The organism is Fictibacillus fluitans, from assembly GCF_030418125.1.
GTDB classification, from domain to species: Bacteria; Bacillota; Bacilli; order Bacillales; family Fictibacillaceae; genus Fictibacillus_C; species Fictibacillus_C fluitans.
On record NZ_JAUHTR010000001.1, the window covers coordinates 275,755 to 299,535 of the forward strand.

At 45.7% G+C, this 23,781-nt stretch carries 26 protein-coding genes; 6 read left to right on the top strand and 20 right to left on the bottom strand.

Annotation, left to right across the window (positions count from 1 at the left end; genetic code table 11):
- From QYB97_RS01275 to QYB97_RS01320, 10 genes are all read right to left on the bottom strand, one after another.
- Positions 1-1,767, bottom strand: coding sequence for an acyl-CoA dehydrogenase family protein (locus tag QYB97_RS01275; protein ID WP_301164892.1), 1,767 nt, complete (start codon positions 1,765-1,767; stop codon positions 1-3).
- Complete coding sequence (locus tag QYB97_RS01280) at positions 1,767-2,540, bottom strand: 2-phosphosulfolactate phosphatase (RefSeq protein WP_301164147.1); 774 nt, start codon at positions 2,538-2,540, stop codon at positions 1,767-1,769. The genes QYB97_RS01275 and QYB97_RS01280 overlap by 1 nt, the downstream gene beginning before the upstream one ends.
- 33 nt (positions 2,541-2,573) lie before the next feature.
- Positions 2,574-3,632, bottom strand: coding sequence for a phosphotransferase family protein (locus QYB97_RS01285; RefSeq protein ID WP_301164148.1), 1,059 nt, complete (start codon positions 3,630-3,632; stop codon positions 2,574-2,576).
- Between the two features lie 17 nt (positions 3,633-3,649).
- Positions 3,650-4,069 (bottom strand): acyl-CoA thioesterase, encoded by a 420-nt coding sequence (locus QYB97_RS01290; RefSeq protein ID WP_301164149.1) that lies wholly within the window; start codon positions 4,067-4,069, stop codon positions 3,650-3,652.
- 27 nt (positions 4,070-4,096) lie between these two features.
- Entirely contained in the window at positions 4,097-4,876 is a 780-nt protein-coding gene (locus QYB97_RS01295; RefSeq protein WP_301164150.1) for an enoyl-CoA hydratase, read from the bottom strand.
- Complete coding sequence (locus QYB97_RS01300) at positions 4,876-5,760, bottom strand: 3-hydroxyacyl-CoA dehydrogenase family protein (protein WP_301164151.1); 885 nt, start codon at positions 5,758-5,760, stop codon at positions 4,876-4,878. Before QYB97_RS01300 ends, QYB97_RS01295 begins: the two co-directional genes overlap by 1 nt.
- Before the next feature lie 26 nt (positions 5,761-5,786).
- Positions 5,787-6,353, bottom strand: coding sequence for a TetR/AcrR family transcriptional regulator (locus QYB97_RS01305; protein WP_301164152.1), 567 nt, complete (start codon positions 6,351-6,353; stop codon positions 5,787-5,789).
- A 79-nt stretch (positions 6,354-6,432) separates the two neighbouring features.
- Positions 6,433-8,049, bottom strand: coding sequence for a long-chain-fatty-acid--CoA ligase (locus tag QYB97_RS01310; protein WP_301164153.1), 1,617 nt, complete (start codon positions 8,047-8,049; stop codon positions 6,433-6,435).
- Positions 8,050-8,091: 42 nt separating this feature from the next.
- Complete coding sequence (locus QYB97_RS01315; protein ID WP_301164154.1) at positions 8,092-8,865, bottom strand: SDR family oxidoreductase; 774 nt, start codon at positions 8,863-8,865, stop codon at positions 8,092-8,094.
- 11 nt (positions 8,866-8,876) lie between these two features.
- Positions 8,877-10,100 (bottom strand): acyl-CoA dehydrogenase family protein, encoded by a 1,224-nt coding sequence (locus QYB97_RS01320; RefSeq protein WP_301164155.1) that lies wholly within the window; start codon positions 10,098-10,100, stop codon positions 8,877-8,879.
- Positions 10,101-10,284: 184 nt separating this feature from the next.
- On the opposite strand from QYB97_RS01320, the gene QYB97_RS01325 reads away from it, so the two are divergent.
- Positions 10,285-10,599, top strand: coding sequence for a hypothetical protein (locus tag QYB97_RS01325; RefSeq protein WP_301164156.1), 315 nt, complete (start codon positions 10,285-10,287; stop codon positions 10,597-10,599).
- A gap of 41 nt (positions 10,600-10,640) precedes the next feature.
- Here QYB97_RS01325 and QYB97_RS01330 read toward each other — a convergent pair whose 3' ends face one another.
- The 3 genes from QYB97_RS01330 to QYB97_RS01340 form a co-directional block, all read right to left on the bottom strand.
- Complete coding sequence (locus QYB97_RS01330) at positions 10,641-11,627, bottom strand: aldo/keto reductase (protein ID WP_301164157.1); 987 nt, start codon at positions 11,625-11,627, stop codon at positions 10,641-10,643.
- Positions 11,628-11,734: 107 nt separating this feature from the next.
- Positions 11,735-12,304 (bottom strand): nitroreductase family protein, encoded by a 570-nt coding sequence (locus tag QYB97_RS01335; protein ID WP_301164158.1) that lies wholly within the window; start codon positions 12,302-12,304, stop codon positions 11,735-11,737.
- A 71-nt stretch (positions 12,305-12,375) separates the two neighbouring features.
- The gene (locus QYB97_RS01340; protein ID WP_301164159.1) at positions 12,376-12,903 is read right to left on the bottom strand and encodes a GrpB family protein; all 528 of its coding nucleotides are present in this window, start codon (positions 12,901-12,903) and stop codon (positions 12,376-12,378) included.
- 129 nt (positions 12,904-13,032) lie between these two features.
- Here QYB97_RS01340 and QYB97_RS01345 point away from each other — a divergent pair, with 129 nt between their 5' ends.
- Entirely contained in the window at positions 13,033-13,224 is a 192-nt protein-coding gene (locus QYB97_RS01345; protein WP_061970103.1) for an alpha/beta-type small acid-soluble spore protein, read from the top strand.
- Positions 13,225-13,269: 45 nt separating this feature from the next.
- Here the strand turns inward: QYB97_RS01345 and speD are convergent, their stop codons facing one another.
- Together speD and glsA are read right to left on the bottom strand one after the other, a co-directional pair.
- Positions 13,270-14,082 carry an adenosylmethionine decarboxylase gene (gene speD / locus QYB97_RS01350; protein ID WP_301164160.1) on the bottom strand — a complete coding sequence of 271 codons (813 nt, stop codon included), beginning with the start codon at positions 14,080-14,082 and terminating at the stop codon, positions 13,270-13,272.
- A gap of 118 nt (positions 14,083-14,200) precedes the next feature.
- Positions 14,201-15,130, bottom strand: a complete 930-nt coding sequence (gene glsA, locus QYB97_RS01355) for a glutaminase A (protein ID WP_301164161.1) — start codon at positions 15,128-15,130, stop codon at positions 14,201-14,203.
- A gap of 136 nt (positions 15,131-15,266) precedes the next feature.
- On the opposite strand from glsA, the gene QYB97_RS01360 reads away from it, so the two are divergent.
- Positions 15,267-15,848 (top strand): YitT family protein, encoded by a 582-nt coding sequence (locus QYB97_RS01360; protein ID WP_301164162.1) that lies wholly within the window; start codon positions 15,267-15,269, stop codon positions 15,846-15,848.
- 46 nt (positions 15,849-15,894) lie between these two features.
- Here QYB97_RS01360 and QYB97_RS01365 read toward each other — a convergent pair whose 3' ends face one another.
- Complete coding sequence (locus tag QYB97_RS01365; RefSeq protein ID WP_301164163.1) at positions 15,895-16,749, bottom strand: VOC family protein; 855 nt, start codon at positions 16,747-16,749, stop codon at positions 15,895-15,897.
- A gap of 299 nt (positions 16,750-17,048) precedes the next feature.
- On the opposite strand from QYB97_RS01365, the gene QYB97_RS01370 reads away from it, so the two are divergent.
- On the top strand, positions 17,049-18,041 hold the full coding sequence (locus QYB97_RS01370; RefSeq protein ID WP_301164164.1) for a zinc-binding dehydrogenase: 993 nt from the start codon (positions 17,049-17,051) through the stop codon (positions 18,039-18,041).
- Positions 18,042-18,077: 36 nt separating this feature from the next.
- On the opposite strand, the gene QYB97_RS01375 is transcribed toward QYB97_RS01370, so the two are convergent.
- Together QYB97_RS01375 and QYB97_RS01380 are read right to left on the bottom strand one after the other, a co-directional pair.
- Positions 18,078-18,644, bottom strand: a complete 567-nt coding sequence (locus QYB97_RS01375; protein ID WP_301164165.1) for a lamin tail domain-containing protein — start codon at positions 18,642-18,644, stop codon at positions 18,078-18,080.
- A 121-nt stretch (positions 18,645-18,765) separates the two neighbouring features.
- Positions 18,766-19,908, bottom strand: a complete 1,143-nt coding sequence (locus QYB97_RS01380; RefSeq protein ID WP_301164166.1) for an NADH-dependent flavin oxidoreductase — start codon at positions 19,906-19,908, stop codon at positions 18,766-18,768.
- A gap of 219 nt (positions 19,909-20,127) precedes the next feature.
- Between QYB97_RS01380 and QYB97_RS01385 the strand changes: the two genes are divergently transcribed.
- Positions 20,128-20,823 carry a CAP domain-containing protein gene (locus QYB97_RS01385; protein ID WP_301164167.1) on the top strand — a complete coding sequence of 232 codons (696 nt, stop codon included), beginning with the start codon at positions 20,128-20,130 and terminating at the stop codon, positions 20,821-20,823.
- A gap of 35 nt (positions 20,824-20,858) precedes the next feature.
- Here the strand turns inward: QYB97_RS01385 and QYB97_RS01390 are convergent, their stop codons facing one another.
- Entirely contained in the window at positions 20,859-21,791 is a 933-nt protein-coding gene (locus tag QYB97_RS01390; RefSeq protein ID WP_301164168.1) for a manganese-dependent inorganic pyrophosphatase, read from the bottom strand.
- 320 nt (positions 21,792-22,111) lie between these two features.
- On the opposite strand from QYB97_RS01390, the gene yhfH reads away from it, so the two are divergent.
- A complete protein-coding gene (yhfH, locus tag QYB97_RS01395; RefSeq protein WP_301164169.1) occupies positions 22,112-22,240 on the top strand; it encodes a protein YhfH in 129 nt (42 codons plus the stop codon).
- 45 nt (positions 22,241-22,285) lie between these two features.
- Here yhfH and QYB97_RS01400 read toward each other — a convergent pair whose 3' ends face one another.
- Entirely contained in the window at positions 22,286-23,767 is a 1,482-nt protein-coding gene (locus tag QYB97_RS01400; RefSeq protein ID WP_301164170.1) for a glutamate synthase subunit beta, read from the bottom strand.
- Positions 23,768-23,781: the final 14 nt, after the last annotated feature.

The window sequence follows — 23,781 nt, forward strand, 5'->3', positions numbered from 1 at the left end:
TTAGCTGATATAGCGATTGGCTTCATATAATTTTTCGGCAATCAGGCGGTTCCGTTTTATTTCCTGGCCAAAAGGGTGACAGCAGCTGCATGATTGAATAATAAGTTTTTGCAGCTGGTCCGCTCGTTCTCCCTCCGCCAGCTCCAGAACCAATTTTCTTGAAAGCCGCTCTGCCTCCCATAAGCTTTCTTCCAGCAGAGTCTGTGACAGAGCTATTTTTAAAGCCGCTTGTTCTTCTCCTTTCTGCTCTTTTTCTTTTAGTGTGCGAAGTACAGCTGATTCTGCACCATAGAGGAGAATGGCAAGATCGGCGAGCATCATCAAGGTTTCCTGCTCGTGCATAAGCTCTTTGCCAAAACGCTTGAAAGCCTGTCCGGCTGAAAGAAGAAACAAATGCCGCAGCGTTTCCACGCTGTGAAGCATATCGTCTTTCTCACCTGAGTTCTCCTCTCCCATGCACTTGGCAGCATCCCTGGCAGCTGATTCTAAATCCAGTTCCCCTTTCATTGCTTTTCTAAAAAAATGGGTGGGGATAAGCAGGCGGTTAATCTCATTGGTTCCTTCAAAAATACGGTTGATCCTGGAGTCCCTGTACATCTGTTCCATCCCATATTCCTGAATGAAACCAGCTCCCCCGTGCAGCTGCAACGCTTCGTCCACCGTCACATGAAGTGTTTCTGAGCCGTATACTTTGCAGATGGCGCACTCTGTGGCATACTCGCTCATGGCATTTCCCACTGTTTTTAAATCGGCACGCCCGTCAAGCGTCCTGAGCGCCTCTTCGAGCAGATGGGCGGTGCGGTATTGCAGTGATTCTGCAGCATAAAGGCGGACTGCGAGTCTTGCAATCTTTTCTTTGGTTGCGGCAAAATCGGCGATTCGCTGTTTAAACTGTTTGCGTTCCTGAATAAATTGGATCGCTTTTTTCAGTCCGTGTTTGGAAGCACCCATGCACGCGGACCCGAGATTAAACCGGCCCAGATTTAATACGTTCAGCGCGATGACATGACCTTTTCCCACTTCACCAAGAAGGTTTTCCGCAGGAACCAAACAATCTTCAAATATGACAGAACGGGTCGATGAACCTTTGATCCCCATTTTGTTTTCTTCAGGACCGAGCGACAATCCCGGAAAATCCTTTTCCACAATAAAAGCGGTAAACTTCTCTCCGTCCACCTTCGCGTAAACAATAAACGTATCGGAAAAGACTGCGTTGGTTATATATATTTTTGTTCCGTTCAGGATGTATTGAGTGCCTTCCTCATTGAGAACAGCCGTCGTCTGGGCGGCCAGCGCATCAGATCCGGCGTTCGGTTCGGTAAGGCAATAGGCTCCTATGTATTCACCCGATGCCATTTTCGGTAGATATTTCTCCTTTTGTTCTTCCGTTCCAAAATACGTAATCGGCAGTGTCGCAATGCAGGTGTGATTGGAATGGGCGACACCATATCCACTGGAGTGCCCGATCGCTTCTCCAACTATTCCTTTACTGATCTTATCCAGTCCAAGACCGCCATAGCTTTCGGGAATACTGTGAGCCAAAAGGCCAAGCTCTCCAGCCTTTTTCAGAAGAGTAGTGATTTTTTCAAAATCCTGCTTTTCAATATCTTCCCGGAAGGGCTCCGCTTCTTTTTCAATAAATTGCCGGGCAGTCTTCTCAATCATCCGGTGCTCATCGGTAAAGTCCTCAGGAGTAAATATGTGCTCCGGCTCCGCCCCCTTTAACAAAAATTGCGAACCTTTAATTCTAGTACGGGTATCTTCCATCATCTATCCCTCACTTTTTTGATTTCGGATGGAGAAGCCTGCCCTGCCTCCAGTATCGCAGCCCCGTTTTTCATCACAGCCAATACGGGCGCTGTATTCGCAGTGGCAGCAAGCGTCAAATCCTGAAGAAGTCCATGATTTTCAAAAAGCTGCCCCACATGAGAGGAAGACAGCAGTTCACTAGCATTGTGCCGGTTTCCCAAAAACAAATAATACGCCATTTTGGCGGCATCGCTCATTGAGAAGTTTTGTTCTGACATGGTCAATAAGGATTGGATAAGGTGGCCGGCACCATACACATCTTCGAGGCTGACTTCCCCTGCATTGCCTGAACAAATAATGACAATTGTGCTTTCACGGTGACATTTCAAAAGCTGACGGGCCGTTCTTTCATTGTTGAGAAGAGAGGAAATATAAACATGTTCCGCTGCTTCTGCTTTTTTGAGCGCAATCGTTCCGTTGGTGGTCGAGAGAATGAGAGATTTGCCCTCAACAAGCGGAGAAAGCAGGGTTGGGCTTGGATAGTGAAAGTGTTCAATCGGCCGGGCGTCCCGCTCTCCTGCCAGTATGAAGTCACCTTTTTTCAAAGATTGGGAGAGTTTAAAAGCTTCATTCGCATCCATAACCGGGATCACTTCTTTTGCTCCTTCATTCAAAGCCGAAATGATGGTTGTCGTTGCCAGAAGCACATCAAGAACAACGGCCACCTTTCCCTTCTCTCTTAATCTTTCCTCATTGATTTCTTCCTTGGTTAACAGCACATGTACCTTCATCCTTTTCACCTCTTGTATCTCACGCTTTTTTGCCTACTCCCGAAATGCTGTATTCGATGCGTGCAATATTAAGCTTTTTACAAAATGGTGAAAACCAGAGAAGCGGTGATCATGGGTCTGTCCTTTACGATATCGGTAATAAATCTGCTGGCAGATAACGGCCAGCTTGAAATAGGCGAATGTGAGGTAGAACGGTATCAAGCTGACATCTCTGCCGCTGAGATTCGCATATTCCTCAATAAACTGGTTCCTGGAATAAAAGCCCTTCATGACAGTAACAGATGGTTTTCCGAGACCTGTTTTCAAAAGTTCCGGATCGGATGCTTCCATCCAGTAGCTCATCGCCACGCCAAGATCGGCAAGAGGATCTCCCACCGTGCTCATCTCCCAGTCAAATAAGCCTGTCATTTCTTTGAGTTCCAAATCAAACATGCTGTTGTTGAGTTTATAATCATAGTGAATCATACAGGCTTCCGAACGGCTCGGAATGTGGGAAACAAGCCACCGTGTAAGGTGCTCCACCTCTGGGATGTCCTCCGTTTTTGAGCGTTCATACCGGGAAATCCACCCATGTACCTGCCGTTCCATAAAACCATCCGGCTTGCTGATGCTTGTCAGTTCTGTTTTTGTATAATCAATGCTGTGCAGCTGCACGAGCTGCCTCACCATTTCTTGGGAAATATGTGTACATAAGCTTTCTTCCGCCCGCACACCTTCAGGAAAAGCCGTATCCAACACGAGGCCACGCTTTCTTTCCATTAGAAAGAATGGTACTCCGATCACTTCCTCTCCTTTTGAAAAAAGAAGGGGCTTTGGTGCAGGAGAAAAAAGTTCATGAATTTCAGACAAAATTTTGTGTTCCCGTTCCATGTCATGCGCTTTTGGCGCAACAGGCCCAAGCGGTGGACGCCGCAGAACCGCTTCCCAGCTTCCCATTTTCAGCTGATAAGTTAAATTGGAATGGCCTCCGGAAAATTGCAGAACACCTAATGGTTCGTCCGGCAGATGTGGCAGCGACCGGCGAAGGAAAAGTTCAAGTGCTGCTTTATCAAGCTCTTCCCCGCTTCTCACCGAGATGGTATCCTGGTTCATTGGCATCTCCTCCTTAATTAAGATTCTGATTCCACCGGCTTCCTTTCACCATGCTGGGCCAGCACAGTGCGCACATCATCGGGAATGGATTCTGTGGTTTGCTTTTTAAAGTCAAAATACACAAGAGTGGCACTCCCCTTGGCGATCAGTTCACCGGTCTCTGTTCTTTTGATTTCATGCGTAAGGACAAAGCTTTTGTTCCCGACAGTGGAAACACTTGTATGAACACTGAGCCTGTCGTTGAAATAGCCTTGTGCCTTAAAATCGCATGTGGTGGAGGCAAGAATAAAATTCCAGTCTTCCGTGCTGATCCCCAAACCCAGGGATTCAAAGAATTTTACTCTGCCTTCTTCAAGATAAATAAAATAGCTTGTGTTATTAATGTGGCCTAAAGCGTCCGTTTCACAAAAGCGGACGGTCAGAGCAATGGTATGCATCCGGTACTCTCCTTTTTTGTCTGCTTATTAACGATGCGAAAATGCCGGTTTTCGCTTCTCCAAAAAGGCCTGTACTCCCTCTTTGATGTCTTCTGTCTGAAACACCTCCTGAAAAAGAGAAGCTTCCAGCTCAATGCCTTCTGTCAGCGGCTTTTCCAGTCCTTCATCAACGGACCTTTTGATTCTCGACAAGGCCTGCAGCGAATGGCGTGTCATCTTGGCAGCAAGCTTTTTCGATTCTTTGAGCCCTTCACCGGACGGTACGACATGGTTGACAAGACCGATCTTCAAGGCCGTTTCCGCTGAAATCGGTTCACCTGTAAACATCATTTCCTTAGCTTTCGCTTCTCCTACGAGACGCGGAAGGCGCTGTGTTCCTCCTCCCCCGGGAAACAACCCTAGGGTTACTTCCGGCAGACCGATCTGTGCATGATCTTCAGCGATCCTCATATCGCAAACTAGGGCCAGTTCACATCCACCGCCAAACGTCAGTCCGTTTAATGCAGCAATCGTTGGCTTTGGAAAGAAATCTATCCGGTTTAAGATCATATGAACATCCATCACATAGTCTTTCATATCCGGGTTGCCCATCATCTGTGGAAATTCTTTAATGTCCGCACCGGCGACAAATGCCTTTTGTCCTTCTCCCGTCAGTATAACGGCAACCGTTTTCTGATCCTGCTCAAGTTCCATGAACACATCATCCAGTTCCTGAAAAACCGCTTTGCTTAAAACATTCAGCGGCGGATTTACAATGGTAACAACGGCTACCGCATCTTCTTTCACAACATTTAGGAATTTCCCCATTATAATTTCACTCCTTCTTGTTTGTAGGTGTACCAGCCTTGTCCTGTTTTTCTGCCCAGATGCCCTTGTTTTACCTTTTCTTCGATGCAGGCTGCCGGCTTGTCCTCCGGGTTGCCCGTTTCCTGGTACTGCTGCTCGGAGACGTAATATCCGACATCAATTCCCGACAGGTCCATTAATTCAAATGGCCCGATCGGATGGTTTAGCGCTTTTCGGCAGATGATGTCAATGTCCTTAAAATCGGCGATTCCCTGTTCATACAAGTTCACGGCTTCTTTTTGCAAGGCACCCAAAATCCTGTTGGCAACGAACCCCGATATCTCTTTTTTAAGCAAAACGGCTGTACGGTTGATTTGTTTGCAGATACTCATTGCGAGCTCTGCTGTTTCTTCGGAGGTGTTCTCGCTCATCACCACTTCCACGCAATCCATGACAAGCGGCGGAAAGAAAAAGTGCATGTTTACTACCTTATCGGAACGGCGGGTTTCCGACGCGACCAGACTGTTAACGATGGTTGAGCTGTTGGTGGCAAAGACGGCATGGGGCGGAGCCAGTTTTTCCAGCCGGGCAAACACATCCCGTTTGACCTCCAATTTTTCCACCACGGCTTCGATGACAAAATCGGTATTGCTTACGGCATCTTCAAAACTGCTCGTAAACCGCAATCTTTTAAATGCGTTCTCTTTTTCTTCAGATGTCAATCGTCCTTTGGATATCCAGCGGTCCATAATGTCATGCAGTTTGCTTTTTGCAGATTGCAGGGCGGGTTCATCGATATCCTGCATAACGGTTTCAAATCCGCCAAGCGCACAAAGCATGGCAATTTGATGCCCCATCTGGCCTGCTCCAAGCACGGTAATTTGCTGTAAATCTTCCACTTTCATTATTTTCTCCTCCTCAGGTCTCTGTTTTATTGATTGGCAATGCCATTGAGCATCATTTCAACAAAAATACGGGCGACTTCCTGTTCAGACAATTCCCCGTCCGGGTTATACCATTGATAGCTCCAATTAGCGGCTCCGAGCACCCCAAACGTGACAATGGATGGATTAAGGTCCCCTCGGAATTCCCCCCTGCCGATTCCTTCTTTTATAAGCTTTTCAATGTTAAATCGAAATTGGTCTCTCTTGGGAATGATTTGGGCAAGACGTTCTTCGTTCAGGTTTTTGATTTCACGGAAAAATACCTTGGCACTTGCGCCTGCCTGCCTGATGCTTCCAATCAAGGTGTAGACGATTTCAAACAGCTTTTGTTTGCTGGTCATTAAATCGTTTTCCATGATTTTTTTCTGCTGAATCAGCAGTTCATCAATATACCGATTGTGAATATTCATCAGCAATTCCTCTTTGCTGGAAAAATAATAGTAAAACGTTCCTTTCGTAACCCCGAGCGAATCAACGATATCCTGAATGGATGTTTCACTGAATCCGTTTTTCTCAAATAAAGAGATGCTGCATTCGGTAATTTTTTCTTTCATGCTTGTATCCTCACAATCTTTTTTGTTTACAGAAAAAATTGGGGCATCCTCCTTATTTTCTTATTTTCATTTTCAATGGTTATCGACTGGCTTGAATTCTTGCTTCATCCCGAAGTGCTCTTCTTAAGATTTTTCCGACATTCGTTTTCGGAAGCTGATCTCTGAACTCAATAAGATGAGGCACTTTATAAGCTGACAAGTTTTGTTTGCAATAATGAAAAACCTCTTCTTCTGTCAGACGCTTACCTTCTCTAAGCACAAGAATTGCCTTCACCTCTTCCCCGCGGTACGGATCCGGAACGCCGATTACCACAGCTTCCCTTACCGCAGGATGCTCATACAGAACTTCTTCCACCTCCCGCGGATACACATTGTAACCGCTTGCAATAATCATGTCTTTTTTACGGTCCATGATATAAACAAAGCCGTCTTCATCGAGTTTGGCGATGTCTCCTGTATACAGCCAGCCGTCCCTTAATGCTTGTGCGGTTTCATCCGGCATGTTCCAGTACCCTTTCATGACTTGAGGGCCTTTAATGATCAGCTCTCCGAGTTCTCCCGTTTCTACATCAGCGGTGCCTGTACCCAAATCTACCACCCGATAGTCTGTTGAGGGTAAGCCGATTCCCACACTCCCCGGTTTCCTGTCGGCAAACATGGGATTACAGTGAGTTGTTGGTGATGCTTCAGATAACCCATACCCTTCCAAAATGGCGGAACCTGTTTTTCTTTCAAACTCCTGTAGCAGTTCCACCGGCATCGGGGCACTTCCGCTGTTGCAAACTTTAATAGAATCGATACAATAGTTTTCCGCCTGCGGATGATTGGTGATGGCCACATACATCGTCGGCACGCCGGGAAAGATCGTAGGCTGTTCTTTTTTGATCGTATTCAGAACTTCTTCCAGATCAAACCTTGGAAGCAGGATGCTTTCCGAAGCGGTGAATACAGCCATGTTCATACAGGAAGTCATGCCGAATACATGAAAAAGGGGAATCACTGTCAGATACTTTTCTTTGCCTATCTCCATATTTAATTTAAAAAACTCATACGATTGCAGCACATTGGCCACAAGGTTGCGGTGGGTCAACATGGCCCCTTTGGATCTGCCTGTGGTCCCTCCTGTATACTGTAATACAGCTGTTTCTTCCGGAGAGACGGGAACCCTTTGAAACGGGAGATCTCCTTTTTGTAAAAATTCATAGAATGTGGGTACTTCTCTCAGCTTCGGTTCCTGATCAAAGCTGACAGAGATGACTGTATTGAGCGAAAATAACTGCTCTGCCTTTTTCACCTGGTGATACAGCGGTTCATAAACGACGATGATTTCAGCCCCACTGTCTTCAAGAATATGAAGCAATTCCCGTTCAACGAGCATCGGATTCACCTGTGTAACAATGCCTCCTGCCGCAAGGATTCCGTAATAGGCAATGGTGTATTGCGGACAGTTTGGCAGCATGACGGCCACCCTGTCCCCTTTCTTCATCCCATCTTTTTGCATGGCAGAAGCAAAACGGTGCACAAGATCCTGCAGTTCTTTATAAGTGGACTTATGGCCAAAAAAAGACAATGCGGTATGGTCCGGGTACTTTTCTGCCGTATGTTCAAGAAGCTGCGGAATCGTGTACTCGGGAATCTCAATCTCTGGTTGAATGGTATTGGGATAATGGCTTTTCCAGGTATTTACCTCACTCATTCTTCTCCCTCCAGATGATAAATTGGAATTCAAAGTGCACCTTTACATGGCATGAGCTCCGCCATCTACAACCAGCACATCTCCTGTTATGTAATCAGAAGCACTGGAAGCAAGAAAAAGCGCTGCGCCTTTCAGGTCATCTGCATTTCCGAAGCGATTAAGCGGAGTACCACCCAATATGGCTTCCTTTCCCCGTTCCATCAGGATCTTTGACATTTTGGTAGGGAAAAAGCCAGGAGCGATGGCATTTACATTGATATTATACTGTCCCCATTTCACGGCAAGGTCTTTGGTAAAGGTAATGACCGCCCCTTTGCTTGTGTTGTAGCCAATGGTATCCATAAACCGCGGATCAGTGCCTCCGAGACCCGCCACCGATGCGATATTGATGATCTTCCCGGATTTTTGTTCAATCATCCTTTTTCCTGCTTCCTGGCTCATAAGAAAAGTTCCTGTGACATTCACATCGATGACTTTTTTCCAGGCTTCGTATGGCATGTCCACAACAGGGGCTCCCCAGGTTGCTCCGCTGTTGTTCACTAAAATATCAATGGTTCCAAAGGTGCTGACGGTTTCACTTACCACGTTTTTCACATCATCCGGATTAGTGATATCACACGACAGGGCAAGCGTACGTACTTTGAGGTCTGCGAGCTGCCCGGCGATTTCCTGGCACGCTTCCACTTTTCTTGAACACAGCACCACGTTTGCCCCTGCTTCAGCCAGGGCTTCTGCAAACTGTTGCCCCAGGCCGCGGCCGCCGCCTGTAACGATGGCTGTCTTGCCTGTCAGGTCAAAAAGCTTAATGACATTCATGAATATGCCTCCTAATAAACCAATTGTCCTTCATATTTCTTCAATTCAAGTTTTGCAAGCTGAGCACGGTGTACTTCATCCGGACCATCGGCCAGACGGAGGGTGCGGGCGTTGGCCCATTGTGCGGCAAGCGTCACATCATTTGAAACTCCTGCACCTCCAAACGCCTGAATGGCACGGTCGATGACACGGAGAGCCATGGAAGGAGCCACCACTTTAATCATCGCTATCTCTGCCTTCGCTGCTTTATTGCCTACCGTGTCCATCATATACGCGGCTTTTAGCGTTAAGAGCCGGGCTTGTTCGATTTCAATCCGTGAATTTGCGATCCATTCGCGGACTACTCCCTGATCCGCTATCGGCTTGCCGAACGCTTTGCGGCTTTGTACACGCTTACATAAATCCTCAAGCGCACGCTCGGCAGCACCGATCAGGCGTATGCAATGATGTATTCTTCCCGGCCCAAGACGTCCCTGTGCAATCGCAAACCCCTTTCCTTCTCCCCAGATGATGTTTTGGGCGGGAACTCTGACGTTTTCATATGAGATTTCGGCGTGTCCGTGCGGGGCATGATCATACCCGAAAACCGGCAGGAGACGTTCGACTTTTACGCCCGGGGTATCGAGCGGAACTAGAATCATCGATTGCTGTTCATGCCGGTTTGCGGTCGGATCTGTCTTTCCCATAAGAATAGCGATCTTACAGCGAGGATCTCCTGCCCCAGAAGACCACCATTTGCGGCCGTTGATCACATACTCATCTCCGTCTTTTTCAATGCGGGCTTCTATATTGGTTGCATCCGATGAAGCTACTTCCGGCTCCGTCATTGAAAAACAGGACCGGATTTTCCCTTCCAGAAGCGGTTTAAGCCATTGTTCTTTTTGCTCTTCTGTTCCATAGCGCACCAGCACTTCCATGTTTCCTGTATCCGGCGCATTGCAGTTGAACACTTCGGGACCAATCAGTGAACGGCCCATGATTTCACATAGTGGTGCGTATTCCTGATTGTTCAATCCGGCGCCATAGTCACTTTCCGGAAGAAAAAGATTCCAGAGCCCTTCCTTTCGTGCTTTTTCCTTCATTTCTTCCATAATGGGAGGAATATTACTCCACCGGGTTTCCTGCTGATTAAGCTGTTCCTCATAAAGATGCTCATTCGGATACACATGCTGCTCCATAAAATCTGCGATCCTTTTGCGCAGGTCGTTGACCCGATCAGAATACGAAAAATCCATGTGCTTCATCTCCTTTTCACTTACTAACCGGTCGGTATGTAAGATTAGTTACAGTATACTCTTTTCCTTTCAAAATTCAATAAAATTGAAAGATAATTCAAAAAATTGATCATAAAGTCCTTTTTAAATTGTGCGCATTGGTTGGAATTCGGGTATAGGACATACTAATACCGGAGGTGAAATGATGAGCAAAACAAAAACTCTTCTTACCTGGGCCTCAGCTCTCTTTTTCTTCTACGCTGCTTGGTCAGGTTTCATAGATCAGGAGTTCGCCTTTTCAAAAGTGGAAGGCCGCGTCCTGCAAAAGGATTATACTGAAATCGCTGTTGACCGGGGAATGAACGTTCAGACCCAGCCCCGATATATCCTCCGCCTTTCTTCAGGCGAAAATCTTTTTGTGTCATCCCCGGATTTTCATTCGGTGGATCAGGGCGATCATGTTTTATTTATTAGTCAGCATGGAAATGTGAATCTGTACGAGAAAAAAAGCCACTCCTGAATCAGGAATGGCTTTTTGGAATTTCATTTTTTTAATCTGTATTATATGTTCACACTTTTCATGCCTGCCTCTGGATAGCGTTCCCCGGCAGCGGCTCCTTTTGGGGCTACTTCATTGATACGGCTGGTATCCTCGGTAGTGAGCTCAACTTCCAGTGCGCCAATATTTTCTTCCAGGTATTTTGTTCTCTTTGTTCCGGGAATCGGCACAATATCTTCTCCCTGTGCCAGCAGCCAGGCAAGAGCAAGCTGTGAAGCGGTGCACTCTTTTTCTTTTGCAATCTCCTTGATTCTTTCAACAAGGTCCAGGTTTTTTTGGAAATTCTCTCCCTGAAAACGCGGAGAATAGCGGCGGTAATCATCTTCTGCCAGATCATCAAAGGTTTGGATCTGACCTGTCAAAAATCCTCGGCCAAGCGGGCTGTATGGGACAAAGCCAATTCCCAGCTCGCGTACGGCAGGAAGGTTTTGGTCTTCCACGTCTCTGCTCCATAACGAATATTCAGTTTGAAGCGCCGTTATGGGATGAACGTCGTGAGCACGCCTGATCGTTTCCGGCCCCGCTTCTGAAAGGCCAAGATACCGCACCTTCCCCTCCTGAACCAGGATAGACATCGCTCCAACCGTTTCCTCAATCGGCACACCTGGATCCACCCGGTGCTGATAATAAAGATCAATATAATCCGTTCCGAGACGCCTTAAGCTTTTATCGCATGCTTCCTTAACGTATTTGGGATGGCCGTTAATTCCTAAAAAAGAACCATCCTCTCCTCTGACATTACCGAATTTTGTGGCAAGGATCACATCCTGCCGGCGGTCTCTGATTGCATTGCCAACAAGCTCTTCATTTTTCCCCACTCCATACATGTCTGCCGTATCGAGAAAATTCACGCCAAGTTCAAGGGCACGGTGGATCGTACGGACCGATTCCTGGTCGTCCTGACCACTATAAAAATCAGACATTCCCATGCAACCCAAACCAAGTGCCGATACTTCAAGACCCTGACTGCCAAGCTTTCTTTTATTCACTCATTGTCATCCTCTCATGCAAACTGGTTTTGGACATACAGATACCTTTACCCCAATTCTGCTTAAAAAAACGAAGAGAGCGCAAGTCAGCCTCTTCGCTTATAAAACTAATTGATCCATTGAGTGACTTCTTTAAAATTCTGTTTTTTCACATCTGCCGGGCTCATCTCCGGGTACCCCAGGTAAATGAAGCCCGCCATCTCGCCGCTGTCTGACAGCCGAAAGAATTCTTTCATTTTTTCATGATAACAAATGGCACCCGTTCGCCAAACAGCACCTAGACCAAGCGCATGGGCCGCCAAAAGCATGTTTTGAATAGCGGCACTGGATGCAGCTACTTCTTCCTCCCGGATGATTTTAGGACCCTTATCCGGATCAACACCAACCGCAATAATGACAGGAGCACGAAGCGGTTTTTTCTTCGTCTTTTCTAGTTTTTGAATATCTTCGTCACAAAGGGGTTCTTTCATTGAAAGTCTGGAAACACTGGTGAGGTGTTCTCCAAACCTGTTCCGGCCTTCTCCCGTGAGGACAAAGAAACGCCAGGGATAGGTGCGGTGATGATTTGGCGCGTACATTCCGGCTTCTAAAATTTTTTCAATAAATTCTTGTGGTACGGGTTCATCTTTCACTTTCCCGATACTCCGTCTTGTTTTTATTGCATCAAAAATGTCCATGAAGCTTCACCCTTTTTACTTGAACTTATGTCTTTTTCCATACCATTATAACGCAACACCTCTTTTCCAGGCTAAAGGTGTGCTTTCTTACATCTATCCCATGCCTGTGCAAGCGCATCAATCTCTTTCGCCAAAGCATGTTTCCCCTCAATGTATGAGGTGATGTCCCATGGATATTTTCTGGCGAGCTCTCCTTTAAGCTGGCTATATTCTTCCGCTTTCTGTGGATGACTGATCAAATAATCCCTGAAATTAAGGTGCCGTTCAATTTCGGGATCACCCGATTCATAGATATGTACATGGTGAGTGCGCATATCCCCTCCTTTTTGAAAATAACGCCGGCCTTCGATTCCATTTTCTCCTTTTGGTTCATAACCGATCTCTATAAGCTTTTCGTTATAATCATCCACAAGGGAAAGATCAGTGACAACAGGAAGTAGATCGATGACTGGCTTTGCTGCAAGGCCGCGAACCGAAGTGCTTCCTATATGATGGATATCGATGAGCAAGCGGTCCAATATATCAGCCAGCCTGCTGCTTTCTTTCTTATATTCTGTTTCCCATGATGGTGAGTAGGGCAGAACCTCCACTTTTCTCATGCCATCCCTCCTTATACTATGTATACCGCTTCATTATACTGCAGTAAAATGAATGCACGCACCCATTTTCGGAAACCTTAAATAACGGACAGCGAATCGCTGTTCAACTTTATACGGAGGTGTTGCAGCATGGCAAGAAACAAACTTTTGGTACCGGGTTCTGAAAATGCTTTAGGGCAGATGAAAGAGGAAATTGCCAATGAGTTTGGAGTAAAGCTTGGTGCAGACACAACCTCAAGAGCGAATGGTTCTGTCGGCGGCGAAATGACGAAACGTCTTGTCGCAATGGGAGAACAGCAGCTCAGAAATCAGCCCCGCTAAGGCAGGATTTCAAAAAAAAAGGGACCCTGATGGGTCTCTTTTTAATTATCGGTGATTCATATTGCGTCCAAAATAGATTTCTTCCATTTCTTCCGTAATCCTTGAAGTGATAGCTGTTTTTTCCTCTTCACTAAGTGTTTCACTTTTATAACCGAACAAATAATTGTTCAAGTCAAATTCTTTCAGTTTGCATTTGGTATGAAAAATATTTTCCTGATAGATATTGGAATCAATCATGTCAAATTGTTCTTTATGTTCCTCATCTATAAAATTCTGGATGGAATGGATATCATGGTCGATAAAAAGCTTTCTTCCTTTGAAGTCCCGTGTAAAGCCTCTTACGCGGTAATCGATTGTCATAATGTCTGTATCAAATGAATCAATCAGGTGATTCAGCGCTTTTAACGGGGATATCTCCCCGCAGGTGGATACATCAATATCCGCCCTGAACGTACTGATTCCCTCTTCCGGATGGTATTCCGGATACGTATGAACGGTCAGATGGCTTTTATCGAGCTGCATGACGACAGATTCCGGCATCGCAGCCGGTGTTTCTTCAAGATGTTCGGTTGGCACTTCCACCACCGGTCCCTCTGATACTAATAAAGTAACGCTCGCTCCCTGAGGCACATAATCCTGCTTGGCGATGTTTAACACATGTGCTCCAATCCGGTCGGACACTCCCTGCAGAATGCGGGTTAAACGCTCTGCGCTGTATTCTTCATCAATGTATGCGATGTACGCCTCCCTTTCTTCTCTCGTTTTCGTGTAACAGATATCATACATATTAAAACTTAATGACTTTGTCAGGTTATTGAAACCATGCAATTGTATCCGCTGATTTGGTATTATGCTCATGAAAGATGTCCCCTTATTTTCCGATAGTTTTTGATGAAAGGTCCTTTAAATAGTTTTAAGATACCCTCCATTGTGCATAAAAAAACAGCTTCCTTATTTCAAGGAAGCCGTATCATGGTCAAAACATGCTCAAATCATACTTTTTTGACAGCATTTCAAGTATTTTCACCCCTGCAATGCTGTTTCCCTTATCATCTAGTGCCGCACCAAAAATTCCAATGCCAAACCGGTTGGGAACGGATCCCATAATGCCTCCGGAAACCCCGCTTTTTGCGGGTATTCCCACGCGGACTGCAAACTCCCCGGATGCATTATACATCCCGCATGTCACCATAAACGTTTTGCAGATTCGTGCCACGGAAACCGGAATAAGCTGTTCTTTGGTTAAAGGCTCAAACCCGTCAAGCGCAAACACCAGCCCGATTCGCGCAAGATCCAGGCAGTTCATTTCGATCGCGCATTGTTTCGTGTACAGGTATATGAGATTCTCCACATCTTCATTAATAATGCTGTGCTGCTTCATAAAATAACACAGGGAACGGTTGAGATGTGCAGTCTCGAATTCCGAGGCAGCTATTTCCTCACAATACGAAATGGAGGGATTGCCTGCGAGCTTCCTTACGAAATAAAGCAAACGTTCAATTCTTTCCTGAACGGATTCACCTTTAATCAAATGGGTAACAGCAAGAGCCCCGGCATTGATCATTGGATTAAGGGGTTTGGAAGGTTTGCTGATTTCCAGCTTTATGATCGAATTGAATGGATCCCCCGTTGGCTCGTATCCGACCTTGGAAAACACATGATCTTCTCCCCGGTCCATCAATGCCAAAGCAAGAGCCAGGACTTTTGAAATGCTTTGGAGTGAGAGCTTCATCCTCACATCACCCGCGGAGACACAGTTGCCTTCAGGATGAGAAATGGCAACTGACAAATTGTCAGGATCTGCCTGATTTAAAGCCGGGATATAGTCGGCCACCTTCCCATACTGAGTATAAACTCTTGCTTGCATCATGATCTGCTTCAATTCTTCGCTTGATGTACATGGCATAAACATTTCTCCGTTTCTGTTTCCTGGAATTAGTTTTCACCTGATCGCCTGCTTCATACAGAAAACGGAAGAAATTAATAATAAGAATAGGTTGAACATAAGGTAGTATAAATACAGTGACAGGGATGGCGTAACGATGAATAAATTAATCGCGATCGGCTGCGGAAGCACGTTGATGGGAATCGGAATCAATGGTTTTATTCTGCCTCAGCATATATTGAACGGAGGTTTTATCGGCCTTGCTCTGCTGCTCAAATACACCGCCGGATTTCAGGTGGGCTTCTCGATCATCTGTCTTAGTGCTCCCGTCTTTATCATGGCATTCTTCTATAATAAAATCTATTTTTTGAACAGCCTTATGGGAATGCTTCTCTCCTCGCTGCTGATCGACAGAATGTTTCCTCTGCAGAAACTGTTCCAAGTTCCCATTTGGGGAAGTGCCTGTATCGGCGGGGCGTTAATCGGGGCAGGGGTCGGGATAATGATGAGATATAATACATGCGTCGGAGGACTTGATCTGCTGGCACTCCTGATGTCCAAATGGTTTCGATTCAATCCGGGCCTTCTCATGATTTTCCTGGATGCGATTATCATTACAGCCGGTATGGTTCTCCTGCAGGATCCTTATTTGCTGTTTTCCTTTGTCACCATCCTGATTGCCGGGACCGTAACAGCGCTTTTAACTTCTTATCAATCGGTTGATTTGTTTTTACCATAAAATAACCCCATCACATGCTGACGATGTGATGGGGTTTTCATTACCTTTATTCTACAGCCAATTTCATCTTTGTACCGGATGGATCGGTCACATAATAGCCGGTTTCTGACTGTGCTGAAACATATCCTGCTTGTTCAAGGCGCATGACAGCCTCTCTTCTCGCTTCATTCGTTGGATACACAACCGTGAATTCATGGATACCCACGGCATTGGAAGCAGGAGCAGGTGCTCCTTTTCCACTCCAGATATTCAGTCCCAGATGATGATGATAGTTGCCGGTTGAAATGAAAAGCGCCTGGTTGCCGAGACGCTGGACAACCTCAAACCCGAGTCCGCTGCAATAGAAAGCTTCCGCCTCTTCCAAATCGGCAACATGAAGATGCAGATGGCCCATGATGGTTCCCTTTGGCAAGCCTTCATAATTTGTATCTACACTTTCAGCGAGGAGTCCTTCCGCATCAAGTGGTTCGGTTGTCATTACGACTTGTCCATTGTCCCACTGCCAATCCGCTGAATCACGGTCCCGGTAAATTTCAATCCCGTTGCCGTCCGGGTCAGCTAGATACAACGCTTCACTTACAAGGTGATCGGCTGCTCCCTGAAGAGGATAGCCGATATTGAGCAGATGCCGCAGAACCCTGGCCAATTCCTTCCGGGAGGGAACGAGCAAGGCAAAATGGTATAAGCCGGCAGTGCGCGGCTGTTTCGGCTGGGCATTGTAAGGCTGTTCAATCGTTAAAAGGGAGGTGGTGCCATCAAGTGTAAGATCAATTTTTTTTTCGCTTTTATTCAGGATGGACAACCCCAAAATATCCTGATAAAACGATAATGAACGGTTTAAATCCTCAACCATTAAATGAACGTGCTCAACAAAGGTTTTCGGTGCAGTATGAAAATTCATGAGATTCTCCTTTAACTTTTGTTACATACAAAAAGTAAGTTTGTTACTATATATTATATACACCTTCATTCGAAAAGCAAGAAAAAGTTTTAAAGAAACAGCAAAGCAGACACCGTACACTCACTTTGATACACTTAAAGATAATCGTACATAACTATATTGGCTCTAATTAGAACCTTTTATTGATTGTAGTGGAAGGTGCGAGACTCCAGCAGGAGGTGCGGAAAGCGAGCATCCTGAAACGAAAATCAATGGCTTCCAAAGGCGACGGGTTACGAGCTAAAAAACGGGAGGCTCTTATGAAAGCACTTATTCATCAAAAGCAAAAAGGAATGGAAGGACTTCTTTTTTCGGAAATGGAAACACCCTCACCCAAAGCTGGAGAAGTAAGGGTCAAGCTAAAAACCGCAGGACTGAACCATCGGGATCTGTTTGTTCTTCAAAGACATCAACCCGAAGATCCACCATTGGTCATTGGTTCTGACGGTGCCGGAATTGTGGATGCCGTCGGTGAAAATGTTACAAACGTGCAGGTCGGAGATGAAGTGATCATCAACCCCGGAACTGGCTGGAGAAACACAAGTGACGCACCACCCAAGGGATTTGAAACGCTTGGACTTCCATACCATGGCACATTCGCCGAAAAAATTGTGATTCCTGAGGAAAACGCCCTCCCAAAACCTTCCCACCTGTCATGGGAGGAGGCTGGTGTCTTATCCCTTGCTGCTCTTACTGCCTATCGGGTTTTGTTTACGAGAGCAAAAATCCAGGAAAATCAAAAGGTTTTGATCCCGGGTATTGGCAGCGGAGTTGCAACCTTTTTACTGCAGTTTGCCATAGCGGTTGGAGCTGAAGTCTATGTAACCTCCCGCTCAAAAGAAAAAGGAGAGGCCGCCATCAAACTCGGAGCAGTAAAAGCGATTGACAGCAACGGCGACTGGAACGGCCAGTTGGAGAATCAGAAGATGGATCTCGTGATTGAAAGCGTTGGGGCTGCAACATTTAATAAGTCGCTTGATCAGTTGAGAACCGGAGGAACAATGGTTGCGTTTGGTGCCTCTGCAGGCGACGAAGTGAAGCTAAATATCAGGAAATTCTTTTACGGACAATTCAACTTATTGGGTTCAACCATGGGCAGTGGTGAAGAATACAGAGAAATGCTTCAATTCATTGAGCAATACAACATCAAACCGGTTGTTGATAAAGTGTATGGCCTGTCACAGTTTAAAGAGGCCTTTAACCGTATGGAGAACGCTTCTCAATTTGGGAAAATTGGTTTTAAGATCGTTTGATACACAAAAACATCCCGACAAAACTCGGGATGTTTTTTATAGGGGTGGCAAAGGCGGTGCTGTGAACTCACTTATCAGCTGGCCTTGTGCGTTATACAATACAGCGGCATCTCCGTTGTTGTTCCATACATTAGCAGTCGTCCACTTCAAATATGTCGGCGGGTCATCAATGGCTAAAGCACCGGATGTAACATAAACCGTAGCTCCCGGCTGAAGGATATATCCCGCAGGGAACGTAAATACCTGTCCTCCTCTTGTGCTTCTGATCGTCCAGCCTGTCATATCCACTGGAGCGATACCAAAGTTCTGGATTTGTACATACTCAAGCTGATCCTCCACGCCCCTTTGGCCCAAATTCAAGTTGGTAATCAGAACCCCTGTTGGCACATTGCCAGGGGGCAAATAAACCCCTCCAAGGTCGCCAGTTTCCAATACAACAATGGCACCACCGGATGTCGAAACCGTCAAACAGCCTTTCTTGGGATCAAAAGCAATAAATTGAAAACCCGCCGGTAAAGGTCCCACTCCTATAAGAATGGCCTGAAAATTCGTTCCAGGAGCCATTCGGTTAAAAACATTGCACTTACTAATTCCAGTCTTCATATAATCTGCACTCCTGTTTAGTAGGATGCTATCATGGTATGAAACTGCAATAAATTTAGATTGGATGCTTATCCACAACAAAGCCCCTTTTTGGATCAGTCCAAAAAAGGGGCTTCATTTTTTATTGATTGTCCTCAACAGGGAACCACCCTGGAGCGTTTATAATTGCCTGCCATAGTGGATCCGGTACTACAAGCTCTTGTTGAGCGTCTTTTCTCAACTTCGTTTTTATCTCGGAGGCACGGCCTTCTTCAATTTTTTGAACCCAGTCAGGATCGATGATCAATTCCCTGCCGATCGCAATAAGCGGAACTCCGGTTTGGATTGCCTTAAGGGCATCATCTGCTGAATAGATGGAACCAACACCGATCACGGGAACCTGACTGCCCACTCTTTCCTGGATAATTTCCATGCGTGATCGCGTATCATCCACGCCTCTTCTAGGGACGGACCAGAAATCCATCAATGACACATGCAGGTAATCTAATTTCTTTTTTGCCAGTTCATCCAACAGCAACAACGTTTCATCCATTGTAATTCCCGGAGTTTCTGGCTCTTCCGGTGAAAACCGGTAACCGACCAAAAATGGCTCTTTTGCATGGTTTTTCACTACTCGCTTCACTTCATCAACCACAGCAAGCGGGAACGCCATACGCTGTTCAATCGTTCCTCCCCATCTGTCTGTACGCTGGTTTGAATGCGGAGAAAAGAATTGCTGAATCAGATAGCCGTTGGCTCCATGAATCTCAATTCCATCAAAACCTGCTTCAATGGCCCTTCTGGCCGATTCGCCAAAGTCATTGATAATGGACTGGATCTCTTCATCGGTAAGCTCACGGGGCAGCGGCTGCTCTCCGGTTGGTGTCTGCTGCTCAGGAGCCACAGCACTAGCACTGACTACATCACCGCCTGGCACCAATTCGGGAGGACACATGCGGCCGCCATGAAACACTTGAAGAACGGCTTTAGCACCTTCTTTTTTGATGCTCTCAGCCAGTTTTCTGAGGCTAGGGATCATTTCGTCACTGTGGCTGCCAAATTCACCCGGAAATCCTTTTCCGCTTGGACTTACATATGCACAGGCTGTTATAACCATTCCCGCTCCCTTGGATCTGCGGATGTAATAGTTCACTTCACTGTCAGAAACCGTCCCATCTTCGTTGGAAGCAAAATTGGTCATGGGAGCCATAACCACACGGTTTTTCAAAGAAATCCTATTTTCAAAAGTAAAACCTTCCAATAAAGGCTGATATTGATTTTTCATAGAAAACACTCCTTTTTTTCTCTGTCTGCTTTCCATCATACTTTCATAAAGTAATTTAAGCACGAAAAGTGCTCAACTCTTTTTTTCTTGTCACAACAGTTTAAGCTTCCCATCATGAACCAGAAGTATCACATTGCCAGCACTCTATGTATGGGTTTTTCCAATTGTGAAATACTATGGACGTCTTTAAAGAAAGCATATTTTGAAAGGAGCAGTAACATGAAGCGTTCCCCGATTATTTTGTCAGCCTTTACGATCATTCTTTTACTTGCAGGCTGCAATAATGTCAATAAGGATGAACTTCGCAGCGATGAGAAAAATAAAAAGTCGTTGTCAGGCCAAAAAACGATTAAAACAAGCAATGGTTATCTCACATCGGAAAACCAGCCGTATCGCTCATCAACAGGGCATAAAACAACATCAAAATCAAAAAAAGAAAACATTTCATACAATAATCCTGATACCCAAATGGATACCAATCCGGATATAAACGAGGCCGTTCCGCCAGCTGCCCCTCCTTCCGGCAATCAGGGATACAGCCAGGAAATGATTCAGCAGGTAATCGAACTCACCAACCAGGAACGCCGGAAGCATGGACTTTCGGACCTGAAATACGATCCGCAGCTGACCAATATGGCACAATCCAAAGCAAATGACATGGACAACAATGATTATTTTTCGCACAACAGCCCCACGCAGGGTTCTCCTTTTGACCAAATGGAAAAGATGGACATTGATTATGATTCGGCTGGTGAAAACATCGCCATCGGCCAGCAGTCTCCTGAACAAGTTGTCAATGACTGGATGAACAGCGAGGGACACCGCAAGAACATTCTTAACCCCGATTACACCCATATTGGTATCGGTTATACCGGCAATGATGATTGCTGGACACAGGAATTTATCGAAAAATAAAAAGAAGCCGGAATGACCGGCTTCTTTACTCATTTTTACAGAAGGTTAAATGCATCTGTGAGTACAGGTACAATTTGTTTCTTTCGGGATACAACCCCTTCAAGTACAGCAGTATTGTCCTCCAGCTTAACATTATAAGCCTTTTCCACAACCGCTGCCTTGTTTCCAAGAGCCAGGCCAGTCGAATCATTGGTCAGAATGTCTGTGGCAACGAACAGGAATAAATCAAGGCCTTTTTCCTGTACAACACTGTTGATCGCATCTTCAATCTCTTGTTTTCTTTCAAAAACTTCATCGGTATCCACGGTGTTTACCTGGGCAATTTCAACCTTGCTGTCTCCCATTTGGAATTCTTTCGCATCAAGTGTGATCAGCTGGCTGACTGATTTATCACTGAGATCAGCACCCGCCTTCAGCATTTCCAATCCATAGCTTTCAGCATCCACACCCGCAATTTCAGCAAGCTCTTTCGCTGCAGCAATGTCCTGATCGGTACATGTTGGAGATTTAAACAGCAGGGAATCAGAAATAATGGCGGAAAGCATAAGACCTGCAATGTTCTTTTCCACAGCTACGCCGTTTTCTTTGTACATTTTATTCAGGATCGTTGCCGTACATCCAACCGGCTCCGCACGATAATACAATGGGTCACTTGTTTCAAAGTTAGCGATTCTGTGGTGATCGATCACTTCTAATACTTGTACTGAAGCAATATCGGTAGCACTCTGCTGGAATTCATTGTGGTCGACCAAAATAACCTTGTCCGCTTCGTTGGCAACTGTATCAACAAGACGTGGAGCAGCTGCGCCAAATTGATCAAGAGCATATTGGGTTTCCCCATTTACTTCTCCAAGACGAACTGCCTCTGCTTGAAGGCCAAGCTTAGTTTTCAGATCAGCATAAACAATCGCTGAACAAATTGTGTCTGTATCCGGGTTTTTGTGTCCAAAAATCAATACTTTTTCCATACGTATACTTCTTCTCCTTTGTCCTGTCAAAATGTATGTTCCAGGTAAAACAGTACTAGAACAGATTGCCATCCACTGTTTCACTCATCGTTATTATTTTAGCACTTACTGAAGCTGGGGTAAAACAGAACTTTCGGACATATACTTAACCATACCCTTAATCCAGCAAGCCACACGCATGACCTTAGCCCTCGTTTCTATCGGGAATTAAAGATGCACTAGTCCTATTGTCGCGTTTTCAAAATAATCTATAACAGATATTGACGTTATCGAACTGTTATAATACAATGTGTTTAACAGAAAACAGGAGGTAATGCTGAATGTTGACATTGGAATTTTATCGTAACTTGCCTGAGAAACAATGCCGGGAATGCGGAAAGAAGATGGATGAACAACATGAGTGCTATGTTCAGGAATGCGAACGTTGCACAGCACAGCAAAAAGCCTAGTCGATAACAAGCAAAACAGCCGACATTCACTGTCGGCTGTTTTTTTTATGCAAGCACTGTGCTTCCCATCAGGTATTTATCCACTTCTCTTGCGGCTTCACGGCCTTCCTGGATGGCCCATACAATGAGGCTTTGCCCTCTTCTGGCATCACCTGCCGCAAATACACCATCTACGTTGGTGCGATAATCCCCGTGCTTCGCCTCAATTATTTGATTGGTTGCTTTTACTCCAAATTGATGGAGCAGGGGCTGTTCAGTCCCCTCAAAGCCAATGGCGATGAAGACTAATTGCGCGGGCCACACCTTTTCTGTTCCCGGCACTTCCTTTAGTACAGCCTTTCCTTCTTCATCAGTCGTGAATACAGTCTGCACCGTATGCAGCTCTTTCAGATTCCCTTCCTTATCTGAAACCAGCTTTTTCGTCTGAACTGTATACTGCCTTGGATCCTTGCCAAACTTGGCTTCTGCTTCCTCATAAGCATAGTCCATCGTGAAAATGTTAGGAAGCTCGGGCCACATGTTATCAGGTGTTCTCGCTTCCGGAAGCTTCGGATACTTACCGAATTGAGTAATACTTCTGCAATTCTGGCGGAGAGCAGTAGCCACACAGTCTGCGCCTGTATCTCCTCCTCCGATAACAATCACATCTTTGTCCCTTGCATCGATTTGCTGGTGAGCCGGTACATTTTCGTTCAGAAGACCGCGTGTCGATCCTGTGAGGTAGTCCATAGCGTAATGGACGCCTTTTGCTTCACGGCCTTCCAATACCAAATCTCTTTGCTTCTGGGCACCGACACAGAGGATAACAGAATCATATTGTTCTTTCAGCTGATCAGCGGTAATATCTTTTCCAACTTCAGTAGAGTACACAAAGTCGATGCCTTCCTGTGTCAGCAGTTGAATGCGCCGTTCCACAATCTCTTTTTCAAGCTTCATGTTCGGTATCCCATAGGTTAACAATCCGCCAGCACGTTCTGCTCTTTCATACACGGTAACCGAATGTCCCGCCTGGTTTAACTGGTCGGCAGCCGCCAGTCCGGCAGGACCGGAACCAACGATTGCTATTTTCTTGCCCGTTCGGATTGCAGGGATCCGTGGAGTTATCCATCCATTTTCAAACCCTTTATCAATAATGGCCTGTTCAATATTTTTAATAGTAACCGCCGGTGAAGAAATCTCCACGGTACAAGAACCTTCACATGGTGCAGGGCATACCCGTCCTGTAAATTCAGGAAAATTATTGGTTTTCATCAATCGTTCCAATGCATCTTTCCATTTTCCGCGGTAAACCAGATCATTCCATTCAGGGATCAGGTTATGGATGGGACAACCTGAAGTCATCCCGCCAATATCCATGCCAATGTGGCAAAACGGTGTCGCACAGTCCATGCACCTTGCACTCTGCTCGTGAAGAGTTTTATCATCCATCTGTTCGGTATGCTCTTTCCAGTCGTTTAAGCGAGTGAGAGGATTACGTTCTTTAGCTTCTTCTCTCTCATATTCCAAAAATCCTGTTGTCTTACCCATGTGTCCTCTCCCCT

Excerpts from the sequence above, each read along its gene's own strand:
- QYB97_RS01310 (WP_301164153.1), bottom strand. The coding sequence starts at position 8,049 with ATGAGTGAGGTAAATACCTGGAAAAGCCATTATCCCAATACCATTCAA.
- QYB97_RS01345 (WP_061970103.1), top strand. The coding sequence starts at position 13,033 with ATGGCAAGAAACAAACTTTTGGTACCGGGTTCTGAAAATGCTTTAGGG.
- QYB97_RS01335 (WP_301164158.1), bottom strand. The coding sequence starts at position 12,304 with ATGGACATTTTTGATGCAATAAAAACAAGACGGAGTATCGGGAAAGTG.
- QYB97_RS01315 (WP_301164154.1), bottom strand. The coding sequence starts at position 8,865 with ATGAATGTCATTAAGCTTTTTGACCTGACAGGCAAGACAGCCATCGTT.
- QYB97_RS01360 (WP_301164162.1), top strand. The coding sequence starts at position 15,267 with ATGAATAAATTAATCGCGATCGGCTGCGGAAGCACGTTGATGGGAATC.
- QYB97_RS01385 (WP_301164167.1), top strand. The coding sequence starts at position 20,128 with ATGAAGCGTTCCCCGATTATTTTGTCAGCCTTTACGATCATTCTTTTA.
- QYB97_RS01400 (WP_301164170.1), bottom strand. The coding sequence starts at position 23,767 with ATGGGTAAGACAACAGGATTTTTGGAATATGAGAGAGAAGAAGCTAAA.
- QYB97_RS01365 (WP_301164163.1), bottom strand. The coding sequence starts at position 16,749 with ATGAATTTTCATACTGCACCGAAAACCTTTGTTGAGCACGTTCATTTA.
- QYB97_RS01375 (WP_301164165.1), bottom strand. The coding sequence starts at position 18,644 with ATGAAGACTGGAATTAGTAAGTGCAATGTTTTTAACCGAATGGCTCCT.
- QYB97_RS01305 (WP_301164152.1), bottom strand. The coding sequence starts at position 6,353 with ATGAAAGAAAAAATTACCGAATGCAGCATCTCTTTATTTGAGAAAAAC.
- QYB97_RS01280 (WP_301164147.1), bottom strand. The coding sequence starts at position 2,540 with ATGAAGGTACATGTGCTGTTAACCAAGGAAGAAATCAATGAGGAAAGA.
- glsA (WP_301164161.1), bottom strand. The coding sequence starts at position 15,130 with ATGCCATGTACATCAAGCGAAGAATTGAAGCAGATCATGATGCAAGCA.
- QYB97_RS01340 (WP_301164159.1), bottom strand. The coding sequence starts at position 12,903 with ATGAGAAAAGTGGAGGTTCTGCCCTACTCACCATCATGGGAAACAGAA.
- QYB97_RS01275 (WP_301164892.1), bottom strand. The coding sequence starts at position 1,767 with ATGGAAGATACCCGTACTAGAATTAAAGGTTCGCAATTTTTGTTAAAG.
- QYB97_RS01295 (WP_301164150.1), bottom strand. The coding sequence starts at position 4,876 with ATGGGGAAATTCCTAAATGTTGTGAAAGAAGATGCGGTAGCCGTTGTT.
- speD (WP_301164160.1), bottom strand. The coding sequence starts at position 14,082 with ATGAGCATAATACCAAATCAGCGGATACAATTGCATGGTTTCAATAAC.
- yhfH (WP_301164169.1), top strand. The coding sequence starts at position 22,112 with ATGTTGACATTGGAATTTTATCGTAACTTGCCTGAGAAACAATGCCGG.
- QYB97_RS01300 (WP_301164151.1), bottom strand. The coding sequence starts at position 5,760 with ATGAAAGTGGAAGATTTACAGCAAATTACCGTGCTTGGAGCAGGCCAG.
- QYB97_RS01370 (WP_301164164.1), top strand. The coding sequence starts at position 17,049 with ATGAAAGCACTTATTCATCAAAAGCAAAAAGGAATGGAAGGACTTCTT.
- QYB97_RS01390 (WP_301164168.1), bottom strand. The coding sequence starts at position 21,791 with ATGGAAAAAGTATTGATTTTTGGACACAAAAACCCGGATACAGACACA.
- QYB97_RS01325 (WP_301164156.1), top strand. The coding sequence starts at position 10,285 with ATGAGCAAAACAAAAACTCTTCTTACCTGGGCCTCAGCTCTCTTTTTC.
- QYB97_RS01320 (WP_301164155.1), bottom strand. The coding sequence starts at position 10,100 with ATGGATTTTTCGTATTCTGATCGGGTCAACGACCTGCGCAAAAGGATC.
- QYB97_RS01285 (WP_301164148.1), bottom strand. The coding sequence starts at position 3,632 with ATGAACCAGGATACCATCTCGGTGAGAAGCGGGGAAGAGCTTGATAAA.
- QYB97_RS01380 (WP_301164166.1), bottom strand. The coding sequence starts at position 19,908 with ATGAAAAATCAATATCAGCCTTTATTGGAAGGTTTTACTTTTGAAAAT.
- QYB97_RS01290 (WP_301164149.1), bottom strand. The coding sequence starts at position 4,069 with ATGCATACCATTGCTCTGACCGTCCGCTTTTGTGAAACGGACGCTTTA.